The following is a 26,333-nucleotide window of genomic DNA, read 5'->3' on the forward strand; positions in this document are numbered from 1 at the left end:
ATATTGCGCCATTGCACGCGAGTGATTATCGCGACGTGCTGATTTCGCTGGGCGTCGGTTTTGTTCCGCGCTCCATCTGGCTGGGGGTGGGGGCGCCGAAGCAGACTCAGGGGTGGAAATTCCACGTCTCCACCGTGCCCACGCAGGCCGAAGGGCTGATCCGCGACCTGGTGCCAATGCTGGCCCGCGAAGGCATCGCTTTCAAGATTGCACGCGACACGCAGGCGCTGGAACAGCTGAACGAAGGCGCGCTTGGCGAGACGCAGGTGGGCAAGTTCATGACGATCTACGACGGCTCGCCCGATCTTGCACGGCGGCTCTGTGCGTTGACGGCCGGGCGGTCGGGGCCGGCAGTGCCCTCCGACCTGCAATTGGGTGATGTGGTCTTCACCCGCTATGGCGCCTATGAACCGGTGCTGGGCCGTGACGCCTTGGGCCAGATCACCCGCTCCATCCGCCGCACCGATGGCACGCTCCAGCCCGATGCCTATACCATGCCCTTCGTGCCGCCAGACTGGGCGGACAATCCCTTCCGGGACTGGCCGGGGGCGCGTAGCCCTATGCCGCTCCTGCCCTATGATCGGGTGGCGGAGCGCTTCACGCTGGTCGAAGTAATCCGCCGGCACGCAAAGGGAGACATCTTCCTCGCGCTGGATCTTGCCTCCCGGGAGGAGGCTGAAGTGGTGGTGCTGAAACAGGGGCGGGCGCATGGCATGGCCGATGCCGCAGGCCGCGACATCCGCGACAGGATGCGCCATCAGCACCGGTTGCTCACCGCCTTCTCCGACATTCCCGGCCTGCCGCGCAGCCGCGGATATGTGGAGTGGCAGGGCTGCGGTTATCTGGCGCTGACGCATTGCGACGGGCGGACGATTGAAAGTGCTGTGGCCGCGCTGCTGGATGGCGCGCCATGGGCACGCCTTGCGCCAGCCAAGCGGCGGGCGATGATCGCCACACTCGACAGCCTCGCGGGTATCGTGGAGGCGCTGCATGCACGTGGTCATGTCCATCGCGACATTTCCGCCTCCAACGTGCTGATCGACGCTGAGGGCGGGGTGTCGCTTGTCGATCTGGAACTGGCCGACCGGATCGGAACGCGCGATGCCTTCGGCAAGGGGACGGTCGGCTTCATGTCGCCGCAGCAGGACGCGCGCCTGCCTCCAGCCACGGCGGATGACATCTTTGCCTTGGGCAAGGTGCTGCTGCTGACGGTCACCGGCCTCGATCCGCGCCGGCTGGCGCTGCATGATCGTGGGGAACTGCGCCGCGCGGTGCGGGGCTGGACCGGGGGCATCGCCGATAACCTGCTGGCACTGATCCTGGACTGCACGGACCCTGATCCCGCCCGCCGTCCCGGTATTGTCGAATTCCGCGCCCGACTGACGGCGCGCCGCCGCCGCGCCGGCCCGCTTGCTCCGCCACGCATCGGGCGGCTGTTGAATGATGCGGCGCGCGGGCTTCTGTCACCCGAGATGCGGCTGGACATGCCGCCGCTCTGGGTGTCGCTGTCGCTGGGATCGGGGCATGGCTCCACCGGGCAGGACGAGGTTTACCGGTCGGTCAATCGCGGCAATGCCGGAGTGCTCTATGGTTTGGCGCGGCTGGCGCGGGCGGGTCTGACGGGGGCGGAGGCGGAGCAGGCGGCTCAGGCCGGTGCCGCCTGGCTGTGCTCCGCGGCGCCGGCGCAGGACCGGGATCTGCCGGGGCTGCATTTCGGCGAGGCTGGGGTGGATCTCGCACTGGCCTGTGCGCATCGTGCCGGGCTGACGCAGGCACCGCCACCCCGCGCGGCGAGGGTCGTGCCCGGCTGGCTGGATGTGACGCATGGCGCGGCCGGTATTGGACTCGCGGCGCTGCAGCTCTGGGAGATGCAGGGCGACCCGGGCGACCTGGCCCATGCTCTCGCCTGTGCCGACCGGCTGGTGACGGAGCAGACGCCCGACGGATGCTGGGTCACGCCGGAGGGAGTGGCGGGCCTGTCGGGGGATGTGTTGACCGGATTTGCGCATGGCGCCGCCGGGATGGGGTTCCTGCTGGTCGAAGCCGCCGCCCGCACCGGGCGGACGGACTACGCCGATGCCGCGTGGCGCACCGCAGACTGGCTCTTGCGATGCGCGCAGCGCGGGCCGATGGGCAGCCTGATCTGGCCCTACAGCGCGGCGCATCCCACGCCGTGGCGCTGGTGGTGTCACGGCGGTCCGGGTATCGCGCTGTTCTTCCTGCGCGCCTACCGGCAGTTCGGCGACCCCGCCCATGCGGAGGCCGCACGCTCCGCTCTGCGCCTGCACGGTGCTTTCCCGCGCAGTTCGAACCTCACGCTCTGCCACGGCCTGTCGGGGCTTGGTCATGCCTATCTGGAGGCGGCGGAGGTGCTGGCGGAACCTGTATGGCGCGAACGGGCGGCGGAGATCGGCGCGGTGCTGGCCGATATCGCCTTCGCGGCGGAGAATGGCGGCGTGTGCTGGCTGGCGGAGCATCCGCGCCTGCCGACCGCCGATTTCATGGTGGGCAATGCTGGCATCGTCGATTTTCTGGCCCGGCTGCATATGGGGAAGGCGTTGTCCCATCCGCTGCTACCGGAGGCTGGAATGGTCGCTCTGCCAATCGCCTGGCACCAAGGGAGAGCACGACAAGAAACGAAATTGACCTTCAGCGCTGTTGGTTCCGCAACAATGGGCGCCGTTCAAAACCGATCATGAACAGCCTCATCGGCTTGCTTTCATCCCTTTCTCAACATGCCCGCCAGAGCCTGACCTTCGATCGCGGGCTGGAGTTCGTGTCCTGCCGCGAACTGGAACCTTGACTTGGCGCGCTGACCTGCTTCTGCGATCCGCAGGCGCCCTGGTAAAAGCCAATGGTTGAGAACACCAATCGGCGAATCCGGCGCTGGGTCCCGCGCGACACCGTCCCGCTGGCATTGCTGCCGCGTGACCTGACCGCATCGCGGGGTCGCAGGGCTGCGTGGGCGTGATACCTGCCCAAAAGCTTCGAACACCGGGCTTCACCTGCGGGTCGTAAGCCTGTTGAACATGCAGGATGCCGTTCAAGCCGGGTAATGCGATATGTTACGTTTGTGCTTGCCAATCTGCTAAATTGATCCGAGATTAAATCATGACAATATGGCGCCCCGATCCTGCGGCACTGCACCGCCCGGCCTATCTTTCGCTGGCCGAGCAGTATGCCCGCGCCATCCGGGACGGGCATCTGGCCGCCGGTGCGCGGCTGCCGCCCCATCGCAAGCTCGCCGATGAGATGGGCCTGTCCGTGCAGACCGTGTCGCGTGCCTATGAGGAACTGATCCGGCGGGGACTGGTGGCAGGTGAGGTCGGCCGTGGCTCGTTCGTGCTGCCGGCGGACGCGGAAAACGCTCCGCCGTATCTGTCAGAGCGCCTGGGTGGGCTGATAGACCTGTCGATCTTGAAGCCTGTCACGACCCAGATGCATGTGGAAACGTTCCGCAAAGGGTTGCACTGGGTCGCGGAGAACCTGACTGCTCCCGCCGCACTCTCCTTCCGGCCGAATTCGGTTCTGCCACAACATCGTCAGGTCGCCGCCAAATGGCTCCGCCACACTGGTATCGACGTTGCGGCGGAGAACATAATCCTGACTGACGGCGCCACCTCGGCCATCACGACCGCGGTGATGAGTGCCGTTCCGGCGGGCGCGACGCTGGCGGCAGCGTCCCTGACACATCACCTGCTCATGCCCCTGTGCAAGTATCTGGGGATTCATCTTGAGGGTCTCCCCGTGGATGACGAGGGGATCGTCCCCGAGGCGCTGGATCACGTTGCACGAAAGGGAAATCTGCATGCGCTCTATATGCAACCCTCGGCGGTCAACCCGATGGCCATCGTCAGCGGCACCGAGCGGCGCATCGAACTGGCGGAGATCTGTCGCCGTCATGACATTCTCATCATCGAGAACGACATCCTGAACACGATGATCGAAGATCGGCCGCCCCCTCTGGCCGTATTGGCGCCTGAGCGTGTGCTGCATGTCAACGGGTTCACCAAGACGACGCTCCCGGGGTTGCGTGTCGCCTGGCTGGTGACGCCGCCGCGTATCGCGCTAGCAGCGGCCAACCGGCATCTTGTCACAAACTGGATGGCGACGCCTGCAATGGTCGAGCTGCTCAGTCATTGGATCAATGACGGCACGGTCGCACGGCTGGTATCGTGGCAGCGGGACGCATTGCGCGAACGTCACCAGATTGTGCGCGAGAGCCTTGGAGCAGCCACTTTTCGGGCCCATCCGCAGAGCCTGCATGTCTGGTTGGAGTTGCCGCCGGGCCGCAACGAGGAGGACTTCGTAGCGCAGGCCAGACAGCGCGGCGTGGCCATCGCTTCGGGGCGTGCCTTTCGGCTGGATGATCGAAACAGGCGCGATGCCGTCCGAATCGCCCTGGGTTCAACAAGCGCCGATGATCTGCGAAGAGGTCTGTCCTTTGTCTCCGAGACGCTGGAGGGCGCTGTGGAAACCCCTCTTCCGCTCATTGGTTAAGCTTGCCGGACAAGCACAACACGAAAAAATTGTCATGATATTATTTTAATATTGAACTGATTTCGTCTTGCTGCAAGGTTTTCCTGGCAGCAAGGGGGACGCATTGAGCCAGCCGATCATCAGCATCCAGAACCTGCAAAAGTCCTTCGGCACGTTGCGGGTCATCGACAGCCTGAGCTTTGACGTGGACAAGGGCGAAAAGCTCGCCCTGATCGGACCATCGGGATCGGGCAAGACGACGATCCTGCGTATCCTGATGACGCTGGAGGACATTTCCGGGGGCCGTATAGAGCTTTGCGGAGAGCCGTTGTACCACATGGAGAAGAACGGAGCGGAGGTTCCGGCGGATGAGGCGCATCTTCACCGGATGCGCCGCCACATCGGCATGGTCTTTCAGCACTTCAACCTGTTCCCGCACAAGTCGGTTCTTCAGAACATCACCATGGCCCCGATCCTGACCAAAGGGGAGAAGCGCAGCGAGGCCGAACGCCGGGCGCGCGATCTTCTGGATATGGTGGGTCTGGCGGACAAGGCGGATCATATGCCCAGCCAGCTTTCCGGTGGGCAGAAACAGCGCGTGGCCATCGCCCGCGCGCTGGCCCTGCAGCCGCAGATCATGCTGTTCGACGAGGTGACTTCGGCCCTTGACCCCGAACTGGTGGAGGAGGTGCTGGAGGTCATGAAACGTCTGGCTCGTGAGACCGACATGACCATGCTGCTCGTCACGCACGAGATGGGCTTTGCCCATGACTTCGCCGACAGGGTGCTGTTCTTCGACAGAGGCCGCATCGTCGAGCAGGGCCCGCCAGACCAGATTTTCACCGCGCCGCAAGAGGACCGCACGAAGTCCTTCCTGCGCAAGATCATCGCCGCAGGACAGCGCGTGTGATGAGTTTCCAACAGGAGAAAACGATGAAAACCGCCCTGATCGCCGCCCTTCTTCTGGCGGTGCCGCTGCCCGCCCTCGCGGACAAACTCGAAGACCTGAAAAACGCCGGCACAGTCCGCATCGCCATAGGCAACGAGCCGCCGTATACCGCCATCGGTGCCGACGGCAAAGTGTCCGGCGCTGCGCCTGACGTGGCACGCGCCGTATTCGCCGCGCTAGGCGTCGCGGATCTGGAGGCCTCGATCCTCGACTATGGCGCGATGATCCCAAGCCTGCAGGCCGGGCGTGTTGATGCGATCACCGCGGGCCTGTTCATGAAGCCCGAGCGCTGCAACGCCGTGGCCTATTCCGAACCGATCCTTTGCGATGCAGAGGCACTTCTGATCCCGGCGGGCAATCCGAAGGGCTTCAAGTCCTATGCCGATTTCGCGAATGATCCCAACGCCAAACTCGGTGCTCCCGGTGGCGGAACGGAGGAGAAGCTGGCTCTTGACGCCGGCGTTCCGCGCGACCGTCTGATCGTCGTGCCGGATGCCCAGTCGGGGCTGAAGATGTTGCAGGATGGCCGTATCGATGCCTATTCGCTGCCGATCCTGTCGCTGAACGACCTGCTGTCGAAATCGGGGGACAATAGCATAGAGGTCTTTGCGCCGGTCCAAGGGGCGCCCGTCTATTGCGACGGCGCTGCCTTCAACAAGCGCGACATCGGCCTCAGGGATGCGTTCGACGTCGAACTGGCGAAGCTGAAGCAATCGGGCGAGTTCGCCAAGATCATCGAGCCCTATGGCTTCTCCGCCCAGGCCGCGATGTCCACCAGCCGCGAGAAGCTCTGCGCGCAGCAATGATCCGGCCGGGCAGGCCCGTCCTGCCCCCTCCTCCCATAACGAAGAAAGGCGGCATCAGCGCATGGGCGACTGGTTTGGATACCTGATGCTTATTCTCAACGGCGCCAAGGTCACTATCCTGCTGACGGTTCTGGGTTCCATCCTCGCGATCTGCGTGGCCTTCGCGGCCGGGCTTGGCCGGCTGTCGCGGATCGCCGTGATCCGCTGGTTTTCAACGGCCTATATCGAGTTCTTTCGCGGCACCTCGATCTTCGTGCAGCTCTTCTGGATCTATTTCGTGCTGCCAATGACCGGTCTGTGGACACCGACACCCATGCAGGCCGGGATCTTGGCGCTTGGCCTGAATGTGGGCGCCTATGGCGCCGAGGTCGTCCGGGGCGCGATCCTCTCGGTGCCCCGGGATCAGCACGAGGCCTGCACCGCCGTCAATCTCACGCGGTTTCAGCGGATGCGTCACGTGATCCTGCCGCAGGCGCTGCCGCTGATGCTCCCGACCTTCTGCAACAATGCCATCGAACTGCTCAAGGCAACCTCCGTCGTCTCCCTGATCTCGCTGGCCGACATGACGTTTCAGGCGCAGGTCGTCCGCTCCCAGACCGGCAACACGTTTCTGCCCTTCGTAACGATCCTGATCCTGTATTTCGCGATGTCATCGGTCATTTCCTATGCCGTCCGCGCCTACGAGCGCCGCGTGACGCGCGGCCTGGACGGGGTGCGCTGATGGAATGGGATTGGGATTTCGCCTGGTCGATCCTGCCCCAGCTTCTGCACGGCTTCCAGATCACCCTGATCGCCACCTTTCTGGGCGCGATCGTCGCGGCGGTCCTGGGGCTTGTCTTCGCGATCCTGCGCCGCTCGCAGAACAAATTCCTCTCGCGCACCACCGCCTTCGTGGTGGAGTTCATCCGGGGTACGCCGCTGCTGGTTCAGCTCTACTTCATCTTCTATGTCCTGCCCGACCTCGGCATCCGCCTTCCTGCATTGACCGCCGGTGTCATCGGGATGGGCCTGCATTACGCCACCTATACCGCCGAAGTGTATCGCGGCGGGATAGAGGCCGTATCCCGCGGCCAGTGGGAAGCCGCCAAGGCCACCAACCTGACAGCGCGCCAGACATGGACGCATGTGATCCTGCCGCAGGCCGTGCCGCCGATGATCCCGGCGATGGCGAATTATCTGCTGGCCATGTTCAAGGAAACGCCACTGCTTTCGGCGATCACCGTTCTGGAACTCATGAATCAGGCGCGATCTGTGGCCAACAGTTCGTACCGTTATGTGGAGCCGATGACGATGGTGGGAGTGATGTTCCTGATCGTCAGCGTGATCTCCGTCGTCGCCCTGCGCTGGCTGGAGCACCGTTATGGAAGGGTCGGCAGATGAGCGTTCTGGATTTGCCCCTCATGCTGGACGACTGCGCCGTTCCCCGTCGGATCGGGTTGGTGACGCTGGCGACCGATCACACGACGGAGGTTGATTTCGCTGTTTTGCCGCCGCGCGGGATCGGTGTCTATGCAACCCGCATACCGTTCGCCAATCCCGTCACGCCGGAGACGCTGGCTGCGATGGCGGGGGAGGTGACGCACGCTGCTGCACTGATCCTGCCGGACGAGGAACTGGACGCGGTTGTATATAGCTGCACCTCCGCCTCCGTGGTGATCGGCGACGACAGGGTGCGTGCGGCGATCACCGCGGGCAAGCCGGGGGCGCAGGCGATAACGCCGATCAGCGCTGGCTTCGCGGCCTTGCGAGCTCTGGCTGCCGGGCGGATCACGCTGCTCACACCCTATACGCCCGAGACGACGCGCCCGATGGCCGAATGCTTCGAGGCCGCCGGTTTCGCGCTGCAAGGGGTATCCTGCCTCAACCTGACGGATGACAGAGAGATGGCGCGGCTTTCGCAGGACAGCATCATGGAAGCCGCCCGCGCGGCCTTCGTGCCGGGTTCGCAGGCGTTGTTCATCTCCTGTACCGCGGTTCGTGCCGCGGGAATCGCGGCCCGGATCGAGGATGTGTTGGGCGTTCCGATCGTCACCTCCAACCTCGCAACGCTCTGGGCGGCGATGCGGGCCTGCGGCGATCCCGGCGCGGCTCTGCCGGGCCAGTTGATGAGGCAGCCATGACCGTGACGCTCTCCGATATTCACGCCGCCCGTCACCTTATTGCGGGTCATGTGGCCGAAACGCCGATCATCCGCGACGATGCCCTGTCCGACGCGCTTGGCCATCCGGTTCTGCTGAAATGCGAATACCGGCAGACCACCGGTGCCTTCAAGCTGCGGGGCGCGACAAACGCCATCCTGACGCGGGATGTATCGCGCGGGGTCATCACCGCATCGACCGGCAATCATGGCCGGGCCGTCGCCTATGCGGCGCAGCGGCTCGGGGTGCCGGCCACGGTATGCCTCTCGCGTCTTGTTCCCCCCGACAAGGTCCGGGCGATCCGCGATCTCGGAGCAGATGTGCGCGTCATCGGCGCCAGTCAGGACGAGGCGATGGCCGAGGTCATCCGTGCCGTCAGCCATGACGGCATGGCCTATATCCCGCCCTTCGACGATCCTGCCGTCGTTGCGGGACAGGGCACCATCGGTCTGGAAATCGGGACGCCCGCGGCCGTTCTGGTGCCGCTGTCGGGCGGGGGGCTGGCCGCCGGCATCGCGGTCGCGATCAAGGCGATCTCTCCCGCGACGCGCGTGATCGGGCTGACGATGGAAAACGGCGCGGCGATGGCTGCAAGCCTCCGTGCAGGGCGGCCCGTCAAAGTGGCGGAGACCCGCAGCCTCGCCGACAGTCTGGGTGGCGGGATCGGAGTGGACAACCACGTGACCTTTCCGCTTTGCCGGGCGCTGCTGGACGACGTGATCCTGCTGACCGAGGCCGAGATCGCCGAGGGGATCCGCCATCTCGGCCGCGCTGGACATCTGGTGGAGGGGGCAGGGGCCGTCGGCACGGCGGCATTGCTGGCCGGCAAGGTGCCGACTGATATCCGCGCGGATGGTCCGATCGTCACCATCCTGTCGGGCGGGAACATCGACCCCGCCTTGCACGCCCGCGTCATGGCAGGGGCATCGGAGGCCGCATGAGACCACCCGTCAAGATCCTGACCGAAGCCGATCTGCGGGCGCTCGTGCCGCTCGACGCGGAGGCCGTCGCCTGCATTCGCGATGCCTTCGTGGCTCTGGCGACAAAGCCGGTCGCGATGCCGCCTATCCTGCGCCTCGACATTCCCGAACACCGGGGCGAGGTCGATGTGAAGACCGCCTATGTGCCGGGTCTTTCGCATTTCGCCATCAAGATCTCGCCAGGCTTCTTCGGCAACCCCGCGCTCGGCCTGCCCTCCACGAACGGCATGATGGTGGTATTGTCCGCCACAACTGGCCTCGTTGAGGCGTTGCTGCTCGATAACGGCTACCTGACCGACATCCGCACCGCTGCCGCCGGGGCCGTCGCCGCAGATGCGCTGGCCCGCCCGAATGCCACGCGAGCAGCGATCCTTGGCGCAGGCATGCAGGCGCGGATGCAGTTGCAGGCGCTGGCGCTGGTACGTCCGCTGGCCGGGGCAACGGTCTGGGCGCGCGATGCCGGCAGAGCACACGCCTTCGCGGCGGAGATGACGGCAACGCTGCCCTTCCCCGTGAGCGCCGCAGTCACCGTCCACGAGGCGACCGAACAGGCGGATGTCGTCGTCACGACCACACCGGCGACCGCCCCGATACTGCACCGGGTCGCGCCCGGCACCCATGTCACGGCCATGGGCTCGGATGCGGGCCACAAGAACGAGATTGCGCCCGAACTCGTCGCCGCCGCCCATTACGTCGCCGATCGGCTGTCACAGACCCGCATGCTCGGGGAATTGCACCATGCCGGTCTTGCCGGTGACTTCCCCGAGCTTGGCCAGATCCTTGCAGGGCTGGCGCCGGGCCGCAGCGATGCCCTGCAGATCACATTGGCCGACCTGACCGGCACCGGCATTCAGGATACCGCCATTGCCACGCTTGCCCTTGCCCGCGCGTCCGGCGCGGGGGCTGGCCAGACCTTCACCCTCTGAAAGCAAACCCATGAGCGATGTCGCATTGAAATTCACCCGTCAGGAGTATGCAGATCGCCTGACGAAGACACGGCGGGCGATGGAGGAAAGGGGCGTCGATCTTCTGATCGTCACCGATCCTTCGAACATGAACTGGCTTACCGGTTATGATGGATGGTCGTTCTATGTGCATCAATGTGTCGTGGTTCCGCCGGAGGGAGAGCCGATCTTCTTCGGGCGCGCGATGGATGCGGTCGGAGCCCGGTTCACCGCATATCTGGCTGAGGCCAATATCATCGGCTATCCCGACGACTACGTGCAGAATACGCAGAAGCACCCGATGGACCTGCTGTCGCAGATTATGACAGACAGAGGGTGGGGAACCCGCCGCATCGGCGTGGAGATGGACAATTACTGGTTCACCGCCGCAGCCTTTGCCGCCCTGCAAAAGCACCTGCCCGACGCGAAGTTCCATGACACCACTGGCCTCGTGAACTGGCAGCGCGCCGTCAAATCCCCTACCGAACTGGACTACATGCGCAAGGCCGGAGCCATCGTGACCAAAATGCACGAGCGCATCTTCGAGAAGATCGAGCCGGGAATGCGGAAATGCGATCTGGTCGCGGAAATATACGATGCCGGGATCCGCGGCACGGAAAGTTTCGGCGGCGACTATCCGGCCATCGTGCCGCTGCTTCCCTCGGGGCGTGAGGCGGCGGCCGCACATCTGACGTGGGACGACAGGCCCATGCGGGCGGGGGAGGGCACCTTCTTCGAGATCGCGGGTTGCTACAACCGCTACCACGCGCCGCTTTCGCGAACGGTGTTCCTGGGTAAGCCGCCGCAGGTGTTCCTCGATGGGGAACAGGCCGTTCTGGAGGGGATGGAGGCCGGGTTGGACACCGCGCGCGCGGGCAATACGTGCGAGCAGTTTGCCGGCGCCTTCTACGCCGTGCTCAGGAAATACGGCATCATCAAGGACGGGCGCACGGGCTACGGCATCGGCGTCAGCTATCCGCCGGACTGGGGCGAGCGGACCATGTCGCTGCGCCCCGGTGATCGGACAGTGCTGCAACCGGGCATGACATTCCATTTCATGACCGGCCTTTGGTCGGAGGAGATGGGACTGGAGATCACCGAGAGCATTGCAATCACCGAAGGCGCGCCGGAGCTTCTGGCCTCGGTGCCGCGCAAGCTGTTCGTGAAGGACTGACGCGATGCTGCCCGTGCAGATGCAACTGATCCCCTCTCCGATCACCGCAACGGTGGACTTCGCGGCCCCCGGGGTTCAGCACGGATACCTGCGGCTCCCCTATTCGCGCGATGATGCGGCCTGGGGGTCGATCATGACCCCGATTACCGTCGTCAACAACGGCGACGGTCCCACCGCGCTGCTGACAGGGGCAAATCACGGTGATGAATACGAAGGCCCGATCGCATTGTTCGATCTCGCCTCCACGCTACGGGCAGAGGATGTATCGGGGCGGATCATCATCATTCCCGCCATGAACTATCCCGCCTTCGGCGCGGGGACGCGGACCTCTCCCATCGACCGGGGAAATCTCAACCGGAGCTTCCCGGGCCGCCCGGACGGTTCCGTCACACAGAAGATCGCGGACTATTTCCAAAGGGTGCTTCTACCCATGTCCGATATCATACTGGACTTTCATTCCGGCGGCAAAACGCTGGATTTCCTGCCCTATTGCGCGGCCCATATCCTGCCTGACAAACGACAGGAGGCACAGAGTTTCGATCTCGTGCGGGCCTTTGGCGCGCCCTGGTCGGTCAGGATGCTCGAGATCGACGCGGTCGGCATGTATGACACTGCGGCGGAGGAGATGGGCAAGATATTCGTCACCACCGAACTGGGTGGCGGCGGGACGGCTACATCGCATACGGCAGGCATCGCGAAACGCGGACTGAAGAACCTGCTGATTGCTGCTGGCCTGCTGAAAGGCGATGTCGATGTGCAATCCACCCAATGGCTCGACATGCCGGATGCCAACTGCTTCACCTTTGCGGAAGACGGTGGACTGATCGAATTCCTTGCCGATCTGGGCGATCACGTCGTTCAGGGTCAGCCCGTCGCCCGCATTTTTCCCGTCTCACGCACCGGACTACCGCCCGTCATAGTCACTGCCGGACGTGCCGGGGTGATGATGGCGCGGCATTTTCCGGGCATCGTCAAGCCAGGCGACTGCGTTGCCGTCATCGGCGTGGAGGTGGAGGGATGATCTCCGACAACACCCTCTGGCGGGAGGACGCCTTTGTCGATGGCAGGTGGATCGGGGCAGAGCGCTTCGCCGTCACCGATCCGGCCACCGGCGAGACCATCGCGCAGATGGCAAAGCTGGATGCCGCAGGCGCCCGCGCCGCCGTCGATGCCGCCGCTGCCGCGTTTCCTGCCTGGGCGCTCGCGCTGCCGCAGGAACGCGCGGCGGTTCTCCACAGATGGTTCCTGCTCCTGCGCGACAGCCGAGAGGATCTGGCCAGGATCATGACGGCGGAACAGGGCAAACCCCTCTCGGAATCGCGCGGGGAAATCGATTACGCCGCGAGCTTCGTCGAATTCTATGCCGAGGAAGCCAAGCGACCGAATATCGAAAGCGTGACCTCCCATCTTTCGACGGCAGAGATGGAACTGTGGCGCGAACCCCTTGGCGTCGCCGCGCTTATCACGCCATGGAACTTCCCCTGCGCGATGATCACCCGTAAAGCGGCGGCCGCGCTGGCGGCGGGCTGCTCCGTGGTCATTCACCCTTCCGCCGAAACGCCGCTTTCTGCGACGGCGCTTGCAGAGCTGGCCCATCGTGCAGGCTTCCCGCCCGGCGTCTTCAACGTCGTCACGGGCGATGCGCCCGAGATCGTCGGCGCATGGTGCGGCGATGCACGCGTCCGGGCGCTGTCCTTTACCGGATCGACCGAAATCGGCAAGCTGCTGTATCGGCAGTCATCCGACACGGTGAAGCGGCTGGTGCTTGAACTGGGAGGACATGCGCCTTTCATCGCCTTTGCCGATTGCGATCTCGACCTTGCGGTGGACGAGGCGATTAAGGCCAAATTCGCCACATCGGGGCAGGATTGCCTCGGCGCCAACCGCTTTCTCGTAGAGCGGCCCATTTACGAGGATTTTTGTAACCGCTTCGCGCAGGCGGCCGCAGCGCTTACCCTCGGCCCCGGCGATCAGGACCGTGATCTCGGCCCCCTGATGAACGAAGCCGCGGTTCTCAAGCAGGAGGAGCACGTGGCAGATGCCCTGTCGCTCGGCGCGCGATTGCTGACCGGTGGCAGGCGGGACGTGCAGGGGCGGCTGTTCTATCAGCCCACGGTTCTTGCCGATGTTCCGTCTGATGCGTTGATCTTCCGTCAGGAAACCTTCGGCCCGGTCGCGGCGATTGCTCCCTTCGATACCGAAGAACAGGCGCTCGCGATCGCGAATGCAACCGAATACGGCCTTGTCGCCTATGTCCATTCGCGTGACCCGCGCCGGATCTACCGCCTGAGCCGGTCGCTGCAATTCGGCATGGTCGCCGTGAACCGCACCAAGGTTACGGGCGCGCCGATCCCATTCGGTGGCATGAAGCAATCCGGTCTGGGCCGCGAGGGCAGCCGTCACGGCATGGAGGCCTTTACCGAAATCAAATATGTCTGCCGCGACTGGGCAGACAACAGGAGGGCATGAGAATGCTGACCAATGACGAACTGTCCAAATGGGACCGCGAGAGCCTGTTTCACCCTTCGACCAACCTTGGCCAATTCGCCCGCGGAGAGGGCGCGCAGCGCATCATCAAGGGCGCTGAGGGTGTGCATATCATCGATCGCGACGGCAATCGTCTGCTTGACGGATTTGCCGGTCTCTACTGCGTGAACGTCGGCTATGGCCGCAGGGAGATCGCAGATGCCATCGCCAGACAGGCGGAGGAGCTGGCCTATTACCACGCCTATGCGGGGAACGGGTCGGAGGCGGCGATCACGCTGGCCAAGATGGTGATGGACCGCGCACCCAAGGGAATGGCACGGGTCTATTTCGGCTTGGGCGGGTCTGACGCCAATGAAACCAACATCAAGCTCGTCTGGTATTACAACAACATACGCGGCTTGCCGGAGAAGAAGAAGATCATCAGCCGTTGGCGCGGATATCACGGCTCCGGCCTGATGACGGGGAGCCTGACCGGACTCGATCTGTTCCACAAGAAGTTCGACCTGCCCCTGGCACAGGTGATCCATACGGAAGCGCCCTACTACTTCCGCCGCAGCGATCCCGGAATGACCGAGGAACAGTTCAGCGCCCATTGCGCCGATGCGCTGGAAAAGCTGATCGTCTCAGAAGGGGCAAGTACCATCGCCGCCTTTGTCGGTGAGCCCGTGCTGGGCACAGGGGGTATCGTTCCGCCGCCCGCGGGTTATTGGGATGCGATCCAGAAAGTGCTGGAGAAACACGATATCCTGCTCATCGCGGATGAGGTGGTGACCGGGTTCGGGCGGCTCGGGAGCATGTTCGGCAGTGACCACTATGGCATGGCGCCCGATATCATCACCTGCGCCAAGGGTCTGACCAGTGCCTATGCGCCGCTCTCGGGGTCCATCATCGGCCAGCGGGTCTGGGAGGTGCTGATGCAGGGCACGGATGAGAATGGCGTGCTGGGCCATGGCTGGACCTATTCGGCCCATCCTCTCGGTGCAGCGGCAGGTATCGCCAACCTGAACCTCATCGACGAGCTGGATCTGGTGGGCAATGCCTCCCGCGTCGGGGCCTATCTGAATGCCGGGATGAAAGCCGCGCTGGGGGATCACGTCCATGTCGGTGATATCCGGGGGGAGGGCATGCTGTGCGCCGTCGAACTGGTAAAGGATCGCGATGCCCGCACGTTCTTCGACCCATCGGATGGCACCGGCGCGAAAGTGGTGGCCGAGATGCTGAAGAACGGTGTCATCGCCCGCGCCATGCCGCAGGGCGACATTTTGGGTTTCGCGCCCCCCCTGTGCCTGACCGAGGCGGAAGCCGATACCATCGTCGGTGTTACCGCAGATGCCGTCCGCAAGACGCTGGGTTAGGGCTGGGACATGCGGTTTTGGCAAGTGGACCTATAAGCTCTGCTTGGAGCTCCGCGTCTGGATCGACAGGGCCTCATCGACAAGGCCTTTGTGCATTATCGGATAGATTCACGATAGCGGCGTTACAATTGCGGGCGAGTGGTTGTCTGACGCGTCATAAAGCCATCGGCATCGAGGGTGATGCTGTCTGCCCGGCGTCACTCCCGATGAGATCGATCCGATCCCAGCCCGGGGATCGGACTGTGGTCGCGCGCCGTCGCAGTTCGGCGACCGCGCGGCCGAGATAGGGGCGATTGAAATGAGGTTGAGGGCGGCGTCTCGCATCTGTTGAGGTTCGAGGCCACGGTCGCGACATCGTTCGGGGAGGCGCTAGCCCAGATGCCACCCTCGATTTCGGCCGATCTGGTTCCTCCGGTATCTTCTACCCGCGATTTTCGCCTTGAAGACGTCGGCCGGAGTTCTCCAGCAGAGGTATCCCGGGCTGGTAAGGTCAGGCGGGGCAAAGGGTGCGCAACGCGCCCCGGCATTGGCTGCTCGCAGCAGTGCCGTTGCCGAGCCAGCGGGGCGGGGCGGGGCGGGCGCTCGCATTCTCGATCCAAACCCTTTTAGCAGGGAGACTGCCCATCGCAAAGTGAGCCATCAGCACGCCATCGGTCCGATGGCGATGGCGAACGGTCTGGGCACTCACTTCTGCCTCGAGAAGCGGCCAGTCGCTGGGCGCGGACCCGCGCGCCGACCGGCGCGCATTCCGGGGCGGGGGCGCCAGCACCGTCGCGATCTGGGCCAGGATGGGTCTCGCCTGCTTCTCGGCATTCAGCACCACCGTAAAGCGGCTCATTCGCTTGATCATCGGGGTGACATTGGCCGGGTCGAACTCTTGGCGGGGCAGCGCCAGGTCAGCTTCCCGACGCCCGGATGCCTGCGATGCGCGATCACGTCAGGCCGACACAGGATGCTGAGCCCAGCGGCGGACTTCGGCGGCGAATTTCGGCGGCGGTCGCCTGCGGCTCCGGCAGCGGGAGGGCAGGTGACGCCCTCGCGACCGCATGAAGCGCTCGGCCCGAACGGATCGCACGGCCGCAAGCTCCGCGTCCGGTGTTGCACCCGACTTGTGAAGTATCTCCGCGCCGACGTCTGGAAACTTGGAAGCACGGGTATGCGCCAGCAGAGGCCAAGGAGGCGCGTGCATCCTCCAGCAAAATCACCTGGGCTGTACTTGCCCCGTAATAATGGAGAGGCACGCAGGCGAGGCTCGGGGATTGGGGGTCGCCGCGGCCACGGGTTAGCACCTTTCACCTGCTGGTTCCTCAAGCCGCTTCGCCGCCTTGTAATGCTGGTCGGCGCGGTAGCCGGAGATAAGCGTGACGGTCAGGTCTCTGGTAGGCGGGTATTCTTTGAGACGTCGGGCGGTGCTGTCGGTTATAGCGGGCCAGGAAATCACTCGCCCCGAATTTGGGGTCGGCAATATCGTGCAAAACGTGCTCATCCCGCCTCTCGCAAAGCTCCGTGATCGCGCGCGATGACATGGTGAGAGGAGCGATGGTGGGTGAAATCGCTCGGCGCGGGAGGAGTAGAAAGCGGGTCTCGGCCTGACGGGACCGCCTCTGTCAGTTTCCTGGCGCAACCGCGCCATCTTCTTGTCGCAGAGCTTTTCCGCGATGGGCGGCGAAACGGCTCACCAGGCTTGCCCCTCTGGAGCTGCACACAGGAGCTCAGACGGGCCGCGCCCCGTCCGAGCAAGCCCGTAGGGGGTGTCGCCACGCGCGACAAGGCCGTGCTAACCTTGCGAAAATCGGACCGATGGAGAGATTGCATGGATGCCTACGGCCATCTTCGGATCTTACTGAGCCTGATCCTGGGGCTGGCGATCACGCGCGTCTTGTCGGGCCTGTCGCGCCATCTGCAAGACCCCCGCAAGACCGAACGGATGCACGGCCAGATCGTCTGGTCGCTATCGCTGTTGCTGGGGGCGGTGCATTTCTGGTGGTGGGAATTCGCCCTTCGTCTCATCGAGGGCTGGAATTTCGGGGTCTATCTGTTCGTGCTGTCCTATGCGTCGCTGTTCTTTCTGATGGCGACGCTGCTCTATCCCGATCACATTCAGGATCAGGCCGAGCGCGAGGTGTTTTTCGTCCGGCGCAGGCGCGCGTTCTTTGGCATTTTCGCGCTGTCCTTCGTGTTCGACCTGTTTGACACTTCGCTGAAGGGGCAGGACTATATGGCCAAGCTGGGCGCAGCTTATTTCGCGCGGCTCGGCATAGGGCTTGTGATTGCCTTCATCAGTATGCGCACCGAAGACAGCCGCCGGTTGATGTGGCTGGGCGTGGTCTGGCTGATCATCGATATCATCTGGATCGCCAGGCATTATGGGGTGCTGGGCTAGCGCCCGCCCTATGCCGATCCTCCGCGCAAGGACGCTGCAGAGCGATTCAGCTTTCTTGATCACCGGCTCTCCGTACCCTGCACAGCCTCATACTACCGGGCGCGTGGCCCTCTCTGCTCCGAGCAGAAGCAGGACCAAAGGAAAACCCGCCTGAAGATTGTTGGGCTGAGGCCCTTGCGCGCGAATTGCTTCTTCACCTTGCGCACCTCCACCCGCCTGACCCATCGCGCGGTTTTGCCCTGAGGGTGCGGAGTCACGCTGCTGCCACCACTGGATGGAGAGCCACCCCTGTTCGTCCCTCGACGCGACAGCGGGGTGGGGGCGGGAGACCTATGACGCGGGTCGTTTCCATCTTTGGCGAGATGACGGGTGATCCTCAACTTCAACCAGGCCCTCAACCGGCGCTGCGCCTTTACCGGCCTTGCCACCTGCTCGCTGCGGCCACCGGAAAACCTGCTGCCCTTCGCCCCTCGTGTCCGGGAACGCGCGCCGGTCTGGACGAACGCGCCCTGAGTCATCGGACGTGCCGCCGGGGCCGCGGTCTGGCCACCCGGGGAACGTTGGAAGGCGATTGCCGATGACGGCCGGGAGATGCGGCCACCTGTGAGCATGGGGGGAAGGAGAGAGATCTTCTCTGCCGTCGGGCAACTTTGGAAATACACCAATTATCTATTAACGTAGTATTCGTTTTCCAAAACGGAATCACGAGAGAGATGCAATGGGCGGGCGGAAACTGAAACTGGGCTTCATGCTGCATGGCAACGGCACAGGCTGGGGCGACTGGCGCCACCCCGAAGCGCAGCCGGGCGCCAGCACGGATTTCGCCTATTACCGGCGGCAGGCGCAGGTGGCGGAGGCCGCGAAGTTCGACTTCCTCTTCGTGGCCGACAGCGTTTTCATCACGGAGAAGTCTAGCCCGCATTACCTGAACCGCTTCGAGCCGCTGACCATCCTGTCCGCCCTTGCGGCGGTGACGGACCGCATCGGCCTCGTCGGCACGTTGACGGTGAGCTATGCGGAGCCCTTCAACGTCGCGCGGCAGTTCGCCTCCCTCGACCATATCTCCGGGGGCAGGGCGGGGTGGAACGTGGTGACCTCCTGGCTGGAGGGTTCGGCGGCCAATTACAGCCGCGACAAGCATTACGACCATGCCACCCGCTACCGGCTGGCGGCCGAGCATCTGGACGTGGTGCAGGGCCTCTGGGACAGCTACGAGGATGACGCGCTGACCCATGACAAGGCCACCGGGCGGTTCATTGATCCGGGCAAGCTGCACCGGCTGGACCATCGCGGCGAGTTCTTCCATGTGCAGGGGCCGCTCAACATCTCCCGCTCGCCGCAGGGCCAGCCGGTGATCTTTCAGGCGGGCGCATCGGAGGACGGGCGCAACTTCGCCGCTGCGCGGTCGGACGCGATCTTCGTGCAGCATGAGAGCCTCGCCCCGGCGCAGGCCTATTATGCGGACATCAAACGCCGCGCCGCAGGGTTCGGGCGCGACCCGGAGAGCGTTTTCATCCTGCCCGGCCTCCGCCCCGTCATCGGCTCCACCGAGGCGGAGACACAACGCAAATACGAGGAATTCGCGGCGCTCACCTCTGTCGATGATGCGCTTTTGCTGCTCTCGCGCTCCTTCAACGAACATGACCTGCGCCAGTATGACCCGGACGGGCCCTTCCCGGATGTCGCGCGCTTTGCCGAGAACTCCAATCGCTCCACCTCCGACCGGATCCTGCGGCTGGCGCGGGAGGAGGGGCTGACGCTGGGCCAGACCGCCCGCCGCTTCGCCACCCCGCGCAGCGATTTCGTCGGCACGCCGGAACAGGTGGCCGACGCCTTTCAGCGCTGGTTCGAGGGGCGCGGCGCGGATGGCTTCGTCTACAACAACTCCCTGCCCGACGAGCTTTCGGTCTTTGCCGAAACCGTGGTGCCGATCCTGCAATCCCGTGGTCTTTTCCGCAGCGAATACGAGGGCACGACCTTCCGGGAGTCGCTCGGGATCGCGAAACCCGTCAACCGCCATGCCGCGACCGCGCTCGCGGCGGAATGAGGATACTCCCATGACCATCACCCGCCGCGCCTTTGGCGCAATCGCCGCGCTGGCGCTTCTTGCCGCGCCGCTCGCCGCTCAGGATCTGAAGGGCGTGACACTGCGCGTGGCCGACCAGGTCGGCGAAAGCCGTGCCCGTCTCCAAGCCGCCGGCCTGCTGGACGATGTGCCCTACACCATCGAATGGTCGGTCTATCCTGCCGCAGTCAACCTGCACGAGGCCTTGAAGGCCGGCGCGGCTGATGTCGGCATGTCCGCGGACAGCCCCGCTGTCGCCGCCATCGCCGGTGGGTCGAAGATCCGTATCGCCGGGGTGTTCAACAACGGCGGGCTGGGGTCCGCCATCATCGTGCCGAAGGACAGCGGCATCCGGACGCTGGCCGACCTGAAGGGCAAGACGATCTCGCCCACCACGCGGGGCAGTGTTGCGCATTACCTGGTGCTCGGCGCGCTGAAACAGGCGGGGATCGACCCATCCGAGGTGAAGCTCGCCTTTCTCACTCCGAGCGATGCGGCGGCGGCCTTCCAGTCCGGCGGCATCGACGCTTGGGGCACATGGGGCGTCTACAAGGCGCGCAGCACCGGCGTTCTGGGCGCGCAGACGCTCTTTGACGGCAAGGGGGTGAACACCGGCAATGCCGTCTATGCCGTGACGGATGAGGCGCTGGCCGATCCGGCGAAGCGCGCTGCCATCTCCGACTACCTCGCCCGGATCGAGCGCAGCTATGACTGGGCGCGGAGCGACAGGGAGGCCTTCCTGACCTTCTATCAGCAGTTCTCCAAGCAGGACCGCGCGACGGTGGAGCCGCTTTATGAGGAACAGACGGCCTATGTCCGCAAACCCGTGGATGACGCGCTGGCCGCCCAGTTGCAGCAGGTTTTCGCGACCTGGGTCGAAGCGGGCGTGCTGAAAGGCGACTTGGACCTTTCCGCTTATGTCTATCATGATCTGCTCGTAGAGACGACCAACTGATGACCGCAATCGACATCCCCCACGGCGGGGCGGTGGCGGGGAAGCGGGCGGAAGCCTCCGCCCCGCCGGAGACCGCCCGCGAACGGCTGATCCCCGCCACCGCGCGCCGCACCGGGCCGCCCCGTTGGCTGCGGCGAACGATGGGTCCACTCCTGCTTCTGCTGCTTTGGCACATCGCCTCCGTTACAGGCGTGCTGCCGGCCGAGGTTCTGGCCGGGCCGGCGACGGTGGTGGGCGCGGCCTCCGCGCTTCTCGCCAGCGGGGAGTTGCAGGCGGCAATCGCAGTCTCGCTCCGCCGGGCCATGTCGGGGCTGGCCATCGGCGGCACGTTGGGCGTGGCGCTGGCGGTCATCGCCGGGCTGACCCGGCTGGGTGAGGATCTGGTCGATGCGCCGATGCAGATGCTGCGCACGGTGCCGAACGTGGCACTGATCCCGCTCCTCATCATCTGGTTCGGCATCGGCGAGGCGCCGAAGGTCGCGCTCATCGCGCTGGCCACCGCCTTTCCGCTTTATCTCAACGTCTTCGCCGGGATCCGCGGCGTCGACCAGACGCTGATCGAGGCGGGGCGGACGCTCGGCCTCTCCCGCCTCGGGCTCGTGCGCCATGTGGTGCTGCCCGGCGCGCTTCCCGGCGCGCTGGTGGGATTGCGCTATTCGCTGGGGCTTTCCTGGCTGGCGCTGGTCTTCGGCGAACAGATCAATGCCACTGCGGGCATCGGCTATCTCATGGCCAATGCCCGCGAATTCTTCCAGACCGACGTGATCGTCGTCTGCCTCGTGGTCTATGCGCTGCTGGGGCTGGCCGTCGATTTCATCGTCCGCACGCTCGAAAGGATCTTCCTCGCATGGCGACCCAGCTTTACCGGGGCGTGACGCCCGGCCCGGCCGTCGAGGTCAGGGGCCTGACCCGCCGCTTCGGCGCGCGAAGGGTGATCGACGGGCTCGACCTGTCCATCGGACGGGGGGAGTTCGTGGCGCTGCTCGGCGCTTCCGGCTGCGGGAAATCCACGCTGCTGCGGATCCTCGGCGATCTGGATGCGGAGTTCGAGGGAGAGGTGGAGGTGCCGCGCGCCCGCGCCGTAGCCTTCCAGGCCCCGCGGCTCATGCCCTGGAAACGGGTCTGGCAGAACGTGATCCTCGGCCAGAAGGGGGCCGATCGCGCCCGTGCCGAACGCGCGCTGGAAGAAGTGGGCATCGGCCACCGCGCCGAGGTCTGGCCCAAGGTGCTCTCCGGCGGCGAGGCGCAGCGCGCGGCGCTTGCCCGCGCCCTGGTGCGGGAGCCTGAGCTTCTGCTCCTTGACGAGCCCTTCGCCGCGCTGGATGCGCTGACCCGGCTGAAGGCGCAGGCACTGGTCGCCGAGCTCTGGCAGCGGCATGGCTGCGCCGTGCTTCTGGTCACGCATGACGTGGAGGAGGCGATCCTGCTGGCCGACCGCGTGCTGGTGATGCGCGACGGCGCTATCGCGCACGAGGAGCGCATCACCCTGCCGCGCCCCCGCGACGTGGCGGATGCGGAGGTGGCGCGGCTGCGCGGGCGGCTCCTGGACTGGCTGGGCGTCCGGCAGAAGGCGCATTGATGCGGATCACCACCGATGTGCTGGTGATCGGCGGCGGCATGGCGGGCGCCTAGGCCGCCATCGGCGCGCGCCGGTCGGGGGCCTCCGTGGTGTTGGCCGAAAAGGGCTGGTGCGGCACCTCCGGCGTCACCGCCACCGCCGGGCCCGGTCATTGGTGGGTGCACCCGCTGCCCAGGCCGAGGCCATCACGCGCCGCCGGGCGCGGGCAGGCGGGCTGGACGACCCGGAATGGCTGGAGCGCATCATCGAAACGACATGGAAGAACCTGCCCACGCTCTGCGATGTCCACGACTTTCCCCGCGATGAGGACTGCCAGCCCCGCTACCGGGCCATGCGCGGGCCGGACTACATGCGCGCCCTGCGCCGGCGGCTGGAGATGCTGGGGGTGACGCTGGTCGATCATGCCCCCGCCATGGAACTGCTGCGCCATTCGGACGGCTCCATCGGCGGCGCGCGCGGGCGGCGGCGCGGGGAAGACTGGGAGGTGGCGGCGGATCGTGCCACGATGTCCGCCGAGGCGTGCTGCGATCTCGAGAACTGGCATCGCCTCACTCCACCGGGCGATCTTGCGGCGGTCTTCGAGGTCGAGATGGACATATGAGCGGGGCATGCGAAGCCTCCCTTGAGCAAGGTATTGTTTTTGCTCAAAAGTCGCACTTCAATCTTGAATCAATCAAGCATTTCAGGAATTTAGAATAATCTATCTTATGTAATTTAGAGATTCGAAGCTTCTATCGTTTGGAATGGCCACGGCATTCCCGATCAGTGACCGCTTGGCTGGTGATCGAGCCGAGCCGAGCAGATGCATCTCCGGCGAAGCTCGAGACTGTCAACCCACGCACGACGTACAGCCGGGAGCGCGCTTCTCGACGACAATGTCCTGATAGTCTTGCTCGATCCGGTCCTTTCACGCATAGACACCACGACTGGTTCGCCGCTCCAAGGCCGTACAGACTGGGCGACCTGTCGGACCACCGAGAATGGAATGATCCGCACCCTCGGCAGTCCGCAGTATCCGAACTCTCCCACTTCCCCGCCGCTACTACAGGGATCGTAGAGAGGTTGCGGGCCCTTCCCGGCGCCCACTTCTGACCGCGCTATCAGAGTCCGGTTGAGGCAAAGCATGTTGATCCTAAGAAACCTAACTCACCCAAACCTACCTCTTGGCCCTAGCCAACCCTGCTGCGCAACGCGTCGCTCGGCTATGCCGATCGTCGAACTCTGGAAGGCCTCGTGGGGAGCGGGCTATCGACCTCGGGCGGATCTGAAGGCGCATTTCCGGCGGGGTTCTTGCCGCCATCTTTCGTTTTGCGCAGGCCGGCGATTGTTGCAGTCGCCTGCTCCTGCTCCTGCCCCTGTCGGCCTCCACGGATGGCGCCTCACGCTACTTTATGCGTCTGCACATTCTCATTAGCAGGGATGCATACTTCCGCTTGGACAAGATTGGTATCGACCACGAACCACTTGTAAAAACGAGAATATTTTGCCGACCGGCCTACATCGCGAATTCCCGCACCGAAATGCGATGGGGCTGAAAATCAGTGCCATGCCGCTCCAGCAGCTCCGGGTGGTCTTCTCCAGGCGAGCAACAGCCTTGGTCGGGCCTACGTCAGACGGATGAAGGGCCGAACGGTACTGATCATACTGCAGGGCTCTTCAGCGAGGCAAGGATCGTCCGCACCACCTCTTCGCGACGAGCCACCAGAAAATCGGGGGCCGACAGGTCGAGGCCCAGCACCATGCCCATCGTGTGCCGGTTGGCGATATGGATGGTCGCAAGGCCAAGGATCGAAAGGTAAAGCTGGGCCGGATCGGCACGATGGGCAAAGACGTCTCCGGCCACGCCGCGATCCAGTACCTTTTCGATGGCATGGAACAGCGTCTCTGCGCGTTTGTTCACCGCGGTCAGTTCGCGAACGTGAATACCGTCCGACATGTTCTCGATCCGCATCATGCCCTGAAATTCGGGATGCGCCTCCATGTAGTCGAAAGTAAACCGCGTCAGTTCTGCGATCGCCTGTTCCGGGGGCAGATCCCAGAAGATGGCCTCGGCCTCGGCCTGTCGAAGCTGCTCATAGACCTGTTCGATACAGGCACGATAGAGGCCGAGCTTGTTCCCGAAATAATGGTAGATCATCCGCACATTGCACTCTGCCGCATCAATGATGCGCGAGATACTTGCCCCCGAAAAGCCGTAGCGTTGGAACTCGGTCGTTGCCGCAGCAAGGAGGCGCTGTGCCACCGGATTGAGCTTTTGGCTCTGCGCGGCGCGATCACTGATGTTCGGCATCTGAACCACCATCTGTTTGCGTAAAATATCGGCAGCGTGAGCAAATTCTGCGCGACTACGACGCATCGCAGAACTGAATGGATTCTCAGCCGATATTTCTTCTTTACAGTAAATAAGTAAGCATTCACTTACTTATTCGCAGATCGTCGTACGAAGCAAGTTCAAAGTGAAATCAAAGACCTGTCATCGACATGGCTCATATGAACGGATGATGATGAAGAAAGCGCTTCTCTCCCTGCTGGCAAGTTCGGCGATAACCGCCGCTGCAACTGCGGCGTCGGCACAAACACCGACTGACGCGCGGATCGCGGTCGCGATCACCGAGACGATCTCCGGGTACAATCCCTATGCCGATCCGGTGGTGCTGCTGTCGAATGTCTGGTGTCAGGTTTATGGCTGCATTACGCGCTACGATTTCGATCAGAACGCCTTCGTGCCCTATCTGGCCGAGTCGGTGCGGTCTGTCGATCCGTTGACTTGGGAAATTCTTCTGCCCGAAGGCGCAACGCGCCATAATGGCGATCCGGTGCTGGCGCAGGATATCGTCCATTCTATCGACTATCTTGGCAACAACCCGGCCTCGGGGAAATCCTATCTTGTCGCCGGCTGGAGCAAGGTCGAAGCGATCGACGACCGTACCGTGCGGATCACGACTGCGACCCCTGACGCGACGGTGCCCGACAACCTCGCCGGCGTCGCCGTGACATCGAAGGCGCTTTACGACCAGATGGGCGAGGCGATGTTCAAGAACGCTCCGTTCGGCGCCGGGCCCTACAAGCTCGCCACGGTCAGCATCGGCGAGCATATCGTGATTTCGCGCAACGATACGCACCCGATGGTGTCGCCCAACAATCCCGCGCAGATCATGTATCGCATCATGCCCGAGCCCGAGCAGCGCGTGACCGCTCTCGCCAATGGCGAGGTGCAGATTGCGCAATCCGTCCCGCCCCAGTTGATCGCGCGGGTCGCGGATCTGCCAAATGCCCAGATCGTCACGACCAATTCGGTCGAGATGATGTTCCTTGCGATGTCGCCCAAGACGCATCCCTGGGATCGCAAGGAGGCACGGCAGGCTGTCGCTCATGCGATCAACCGCGAAGCCATTGTGCGTGCAATCCTGCGAGATCAGGCCGAATTGCTGGACGGACCGGTCAGCGCGGGACAGATCGGCTATGATCCGGAATTTTCCAGCGCCTATGACTACAGCCCCGAAAAGGCCCGCGCATTGCTACAATCGGCGGGGCTTGAGGGCGTGGAGGTGACACTCTCCACTCCGGTCGGACGCTATACCGCCGACCGCCAGATCACCGAGGCGATGGTCCCGATGCTTGAGGCGGCAGGCTTCAAGGTGACGTTGGACACGCCGGAATGGGCGACGCTCTGGGCCAATGTCCAGCAGGGCAAGGTGCCGTTCTATTACATGGGCCGTGGCTCGATGATCGACCCCTCACGGGCGTTGCATCAGTACTTCGCGACCGGAGGCTCTCCGCGTCTCGGCTTCTCAGACCCTGAGCTTGACGCGCTGCTGGCTGCCGAGCGTTCCGAATTCGATCCGACAGTACGTGACCAGAAGATGCGGGCGGTGGTCCGCCATCTCGTTGATGCGGCGCCCGCGGCCTTCATGTGGCAGCACAAGATGGCATGGGGCATCTCGAAGGAGGTCAGCTTCAAACCGCGCCCGGCCGATCAGGTCAACGGCTGGGAAATCTTCGTCAACTGAACGCCGCATCCGGGTCCGCCCATAGGCGG

Annotated in this window: 22 protein-coding genes and 2 pseudogenes; 21 read left to right on the top strand and 3 right to left on the bottom strand. The window is 64.1% G+C overall.

Annotation, left to right across the window (positions count from 1 at the left end; genetic code table 11):
• Positions 1–86 precede the first annotated feature (86 nt).
• From CN97_RS12655 to CN97_RS12715, 14 genes and pseudogenes are all read left to right on the top strand, one after another.
• The gene (locus CN97_RS12655; protein ID WP_455423163.1) at positions 87–2,699 is read left to right on the top strand and encodes a class III lanthionine synthetase LanKC N-terminal domain-containing protein; all 2,613 of its coding nucleotides are present in this window, start codon (positions 87–89) and stop codon (positions 2,697–2,699) included.
• Positions 2,663–2,935: pseudogene (locus tag CN97_RS21535) on the top strand (IS30 family transposase); the annotation flags it as partial. The gene CN97_RS12655 and the pseudogene CN97_RS21535, both read left to right, overlap by 37 nt.
• A gap of 176 nt (positions 2,936–3,111) precedes the next feature.
• Positions 3,112–4,500, top strand: coding sequence for a MocR-like ectoine utilization transcription factor EhuR (ehuR, locus tag CN97_RS12660; RefSeq protein WP_035712024.1), 1,389 nt, complete (start codon positions 3,112–3,114; stop codon positions 4,498–4,500).
• Positions 4,501–4,603: 103 nt separating this feature from the next.
• The gene (gene ehuA / locus CN97_RS12665; RefSeq protein WP_035712026.1) at positions 4,604–5,389 is read left to right on the top strand and encodes an ectoine/hydroxyectoine ABC transporter ATP-binding protein EhuA; all 786 of its coding nucleotides are present in this window, start codon (positions 4,604–4,606) and stop codon (positions 5,387–5,389) included.
• Between the two features lie 23 nt (positions 5,390–5,412).
• The gene (gene ehuB, locus CN97_RS12670) at positions 5,413–6,234 is read left to right on the top strand and encodes an ectoine/hydroxyectoine ABC transporter substrate-binding protein EhuB (protein WP_035712029.1); all 822 of its coding nucleotides are present in this window, start codon (positions 5,413–5,415) and stop codon (positions 6,232–6,234) included.
• Between the two features lie 85 nt (positions 6,235–6,319).
• Positions 6,320–6,955 (top strand): ectoine/hydroxyectoine ABC transporter permease subunit EhuC, encoded by a 636-nt coding sequence (gene ehuC, locus CN97_RS12675; RefSeq protein ID WP_248700093.1) that lies wholly within the window; start codon positions 6,320–6,322, stop codon positions 6,953–6,955.
• Complete coding sequence (gene ehuD / locus CN97_RS12680; RefSeq protein ID WP_035712034.1) at positions 6,955–7,614, top strand: ectoine/hydroxyectoine ABC transporter permease subunit EhuD; 660 nt, start codon at positions 6,955–6,957, stop codon at positions 7,612–7,614. The genes ehuC and ehuD overlap by 1 nt, the downstream gene beginning before the upstream one ends.
• On the top strand, positions 7,611–8,354 hold the full coding sequence (locus CN97_RS12685; protein WP_035712036.1) for an aspartate racemase/maleate isomerase family protein: 744 nt from the start codon (positions 7,611–7,613) through the stop codon (positions 8,352–8,354). The genes ehuD and CN97_RS12685 overlap by 4 nt, the downstream gene beginning before the upstream one ends.
• Positions 8,351–9,313: a hydroxyectoine utilization dehydratase EutB gene (gene eutB / locus CN97_RS12690; protein ID WP_035712038.1), complete on the top strand. Its 963-nt coding sequence runs from the start codon at positions 8,351–8,353 to the stop codon at positions 9,311–9,313. Before CN97_RS12685 ends, eutB begins: the two co-directional genes overlap by 4 nt.
• Entirely contained in the window at positions 9,310–10,278 is a 969-nt protein-coding gene (locus CN97_RS12695; protein WP_035712040.1) for a cyclodeaminase, read from the top strand. Before eutB ends, CN97_RS12695 begins: the two co-directional genes overlap by 4 nt.
• 10 nt (positions 10,279–10,288) lie before the next feature.
• The gene (doeA, locus tag CN97_RS12700) at positions 10,289–11,470 is read left to right on the top strand and encodes an ectoine hydrolase DoeA (protein WP_035712042.1); all 1,182 of its coding nucleotides are present in this window, start codon (positions 10,289–10,291) and stop codon (positions 11,468–11,470) included.
• Positions 11,471–11,474: 4 nt separating this feature from the next.
• Complete coding sequence (gene doeB, locus CN97_RS12705; RefSeq protein ID WP_242685287.1) at positions 11,475–12,491, top strand: N(2)-acetyl-L-2,4-diaminobutanoate deacetylase DoeB; 1,017 nt, start codon at positions 11,475–11,477, stop codon at positions 12,489–12,491.
• A complete protein-coding gene (locus CN97_RS12710) occupies positions 12,488–13,939 on the top strand; it encodes an NAD-dependent succinate-semialdehyde dehydrogenase (protein WP_035712044.1) in 1,452 nt (483 codons plus the stop codon). The genes doeB and CN97_RS12710 overlap by 4 nt, the downstream gene beginning before the upstream one ends.
• Before the next feature lie 2 nt (positions 13,940–13,941).
• Positions 13,942–15,312 (top strand): aspartate aminotransferase family protein, encoded by a 1,371-nt coding sequence (locus CN97_RS12715; RefSeq protein WP_035712047.1) that lies wholly within the window; start codon positions 13,942–13,944, stop codon positions 15,310–15,312.
• A gap of 490 nt (positions 15,313–15,802) precedes the next feature.
• Here CN97_RS12715 and CN97_RS12720 read toward each other — a convergent pair whose 3' ends face one another.
• Positions 15,803–16,150, bottom strand: coding sequence for a hypothetical protein (locus tag CN97_RS12720; RefSeq protein WP_131389810.1), 348 nt, complete (start codon positions 16,148–16,150; stop codon positions 15,803–15,805).
• A 975-nt stretch (positions 16,151–17,125) separates the two neighbouring features.
• On the opposite strand from CN97_RS12720, the gene CN97_RS12725 reads away from it, so the two are divergent.
• The 6 genes from CN97_RS12725 to CN97_RS12745 all read left to right on the top strand — a co-directional run bounded on the left by CN97_RS12725 (position 17,126) and on the right by CN97_RS12745 (position 22,294).
• Entirely contained in the window at positions 17,126–17,695 is a 570-nt protein-coding gene (locus tag CN97_RS12725; RefSeq protein WP_035712050.1) for a hypothetical protein, read from the top strand.
• Between the two features lie 369 nt (positions 17,696–18,064).
• On the top strand, positions 18,065–18,208 hold the full coding sequence (locus tag CN97_RS20690; protein WP_131389812.1) for a DUF1684 domain-containing protein: 144 nt from the start codon (positions 18,065–18,067) through the stop codon (positions 18,206–18,208).
• A gap of 205 nt (positions 18,209–18,413) precedes the next feature.
• Positions 18,414–19,742, top strand: a complete 1,329-nt coding sequence (locus CN97_RS12730) for an LLM class flavin-dependent oxidoreductase (protein WP_035712053.1) — start codon at positions 18,414–18,416, stop codon at positions 19,740–19,742.
• A gap of 10 nt (positions 19,743–19,752) precedes the next feature.
• Positions 19,753–20,715, top strand: coding sequence for an ABC transporter substrate-binding protein (locus tag CN97_RS12735; protein WP_035712056.1), 963 nt, complete (start codon positions 19,753–19,755; stop codon positions 20,713–20,715).
• A complete protein-coding gene (locus CN97_RS12740; RefSeq protein WP_084684156.1) occupies positions 20,715–21,590 on the top strand; it encodes an ABC transporter permease subunit in 876 nt (291 codons plus the stop codon). The genes CN97_RS12735 and CN97_RS12740 overlap by 1 nt, the downstream gene beginning before the upstream one ends.
• A complete protein-coding gene (locus tag CN97_RS12745; protein ID WP_035712059.1) occupies positions 21,563–22,294 on the top strand; it encodes an ABC transporter ATP-binding protein in 732 nt (243 codons plus the stop codon). Before CN97_RS12740 ends, CN97_RS12745 begins: the two co-directional genes overlap by 28 nt.
• Positions 22,295–22,775: 481 nt before the next feature.
• Here the strand turns inward: CN97_RS12745 and CN97_RS21540 are convergent.
• Both CN97_RS21540 and CN97_RS12755 read right to left on the bottom strand, forming a co-directional pair.
• Positions 22,776–22,904: pseudogene (locus tag CN97_RS21540) on the bottom strand (helix-turn-helix domain-containing protein); the annotation flags it as partial.
• Positions 22,905–23,933: 1,029 nt separating this feature from the next.
• Complete coding sequence (locus CN97_RS12755; protein ID WP_242685288.1) at positions 23,934–24,584, bottom strand: TetR/AcrR family transcriptional regulator; 651 nt, start codon at positions 24,582–24,584, stop codon at positions 23,934–23,936.
• Positions 24,585–24,798: 214 nt separating this feature from the next.
• On the opposite strand from CN97_RS12755, the gene CN97_RS12760 reads away from it, so the two are divergent.
• Complete coding sequence (locus CN97_RS12760; RefSeq protein WP_035712230.1) at positions 24,799–26,304, top strand: ABC transporter substrate-binding protein; 1,506 nt, start codon at positions 24,799–24,801, stop codon at positions 26,302–26,304.
• Positions 26,305–26,333: the final 29 nt, after the last annotated feature.

The organism is Haematobacter massiliensis, from assembly GCF_000740795.1.
Lineage (GTDB): Bacteria > Pseudomonadota > Alphaproteobacteria > Rhodobacterales > Rhodobacteraceae > Haematobacter > Haematobacter massiliensis.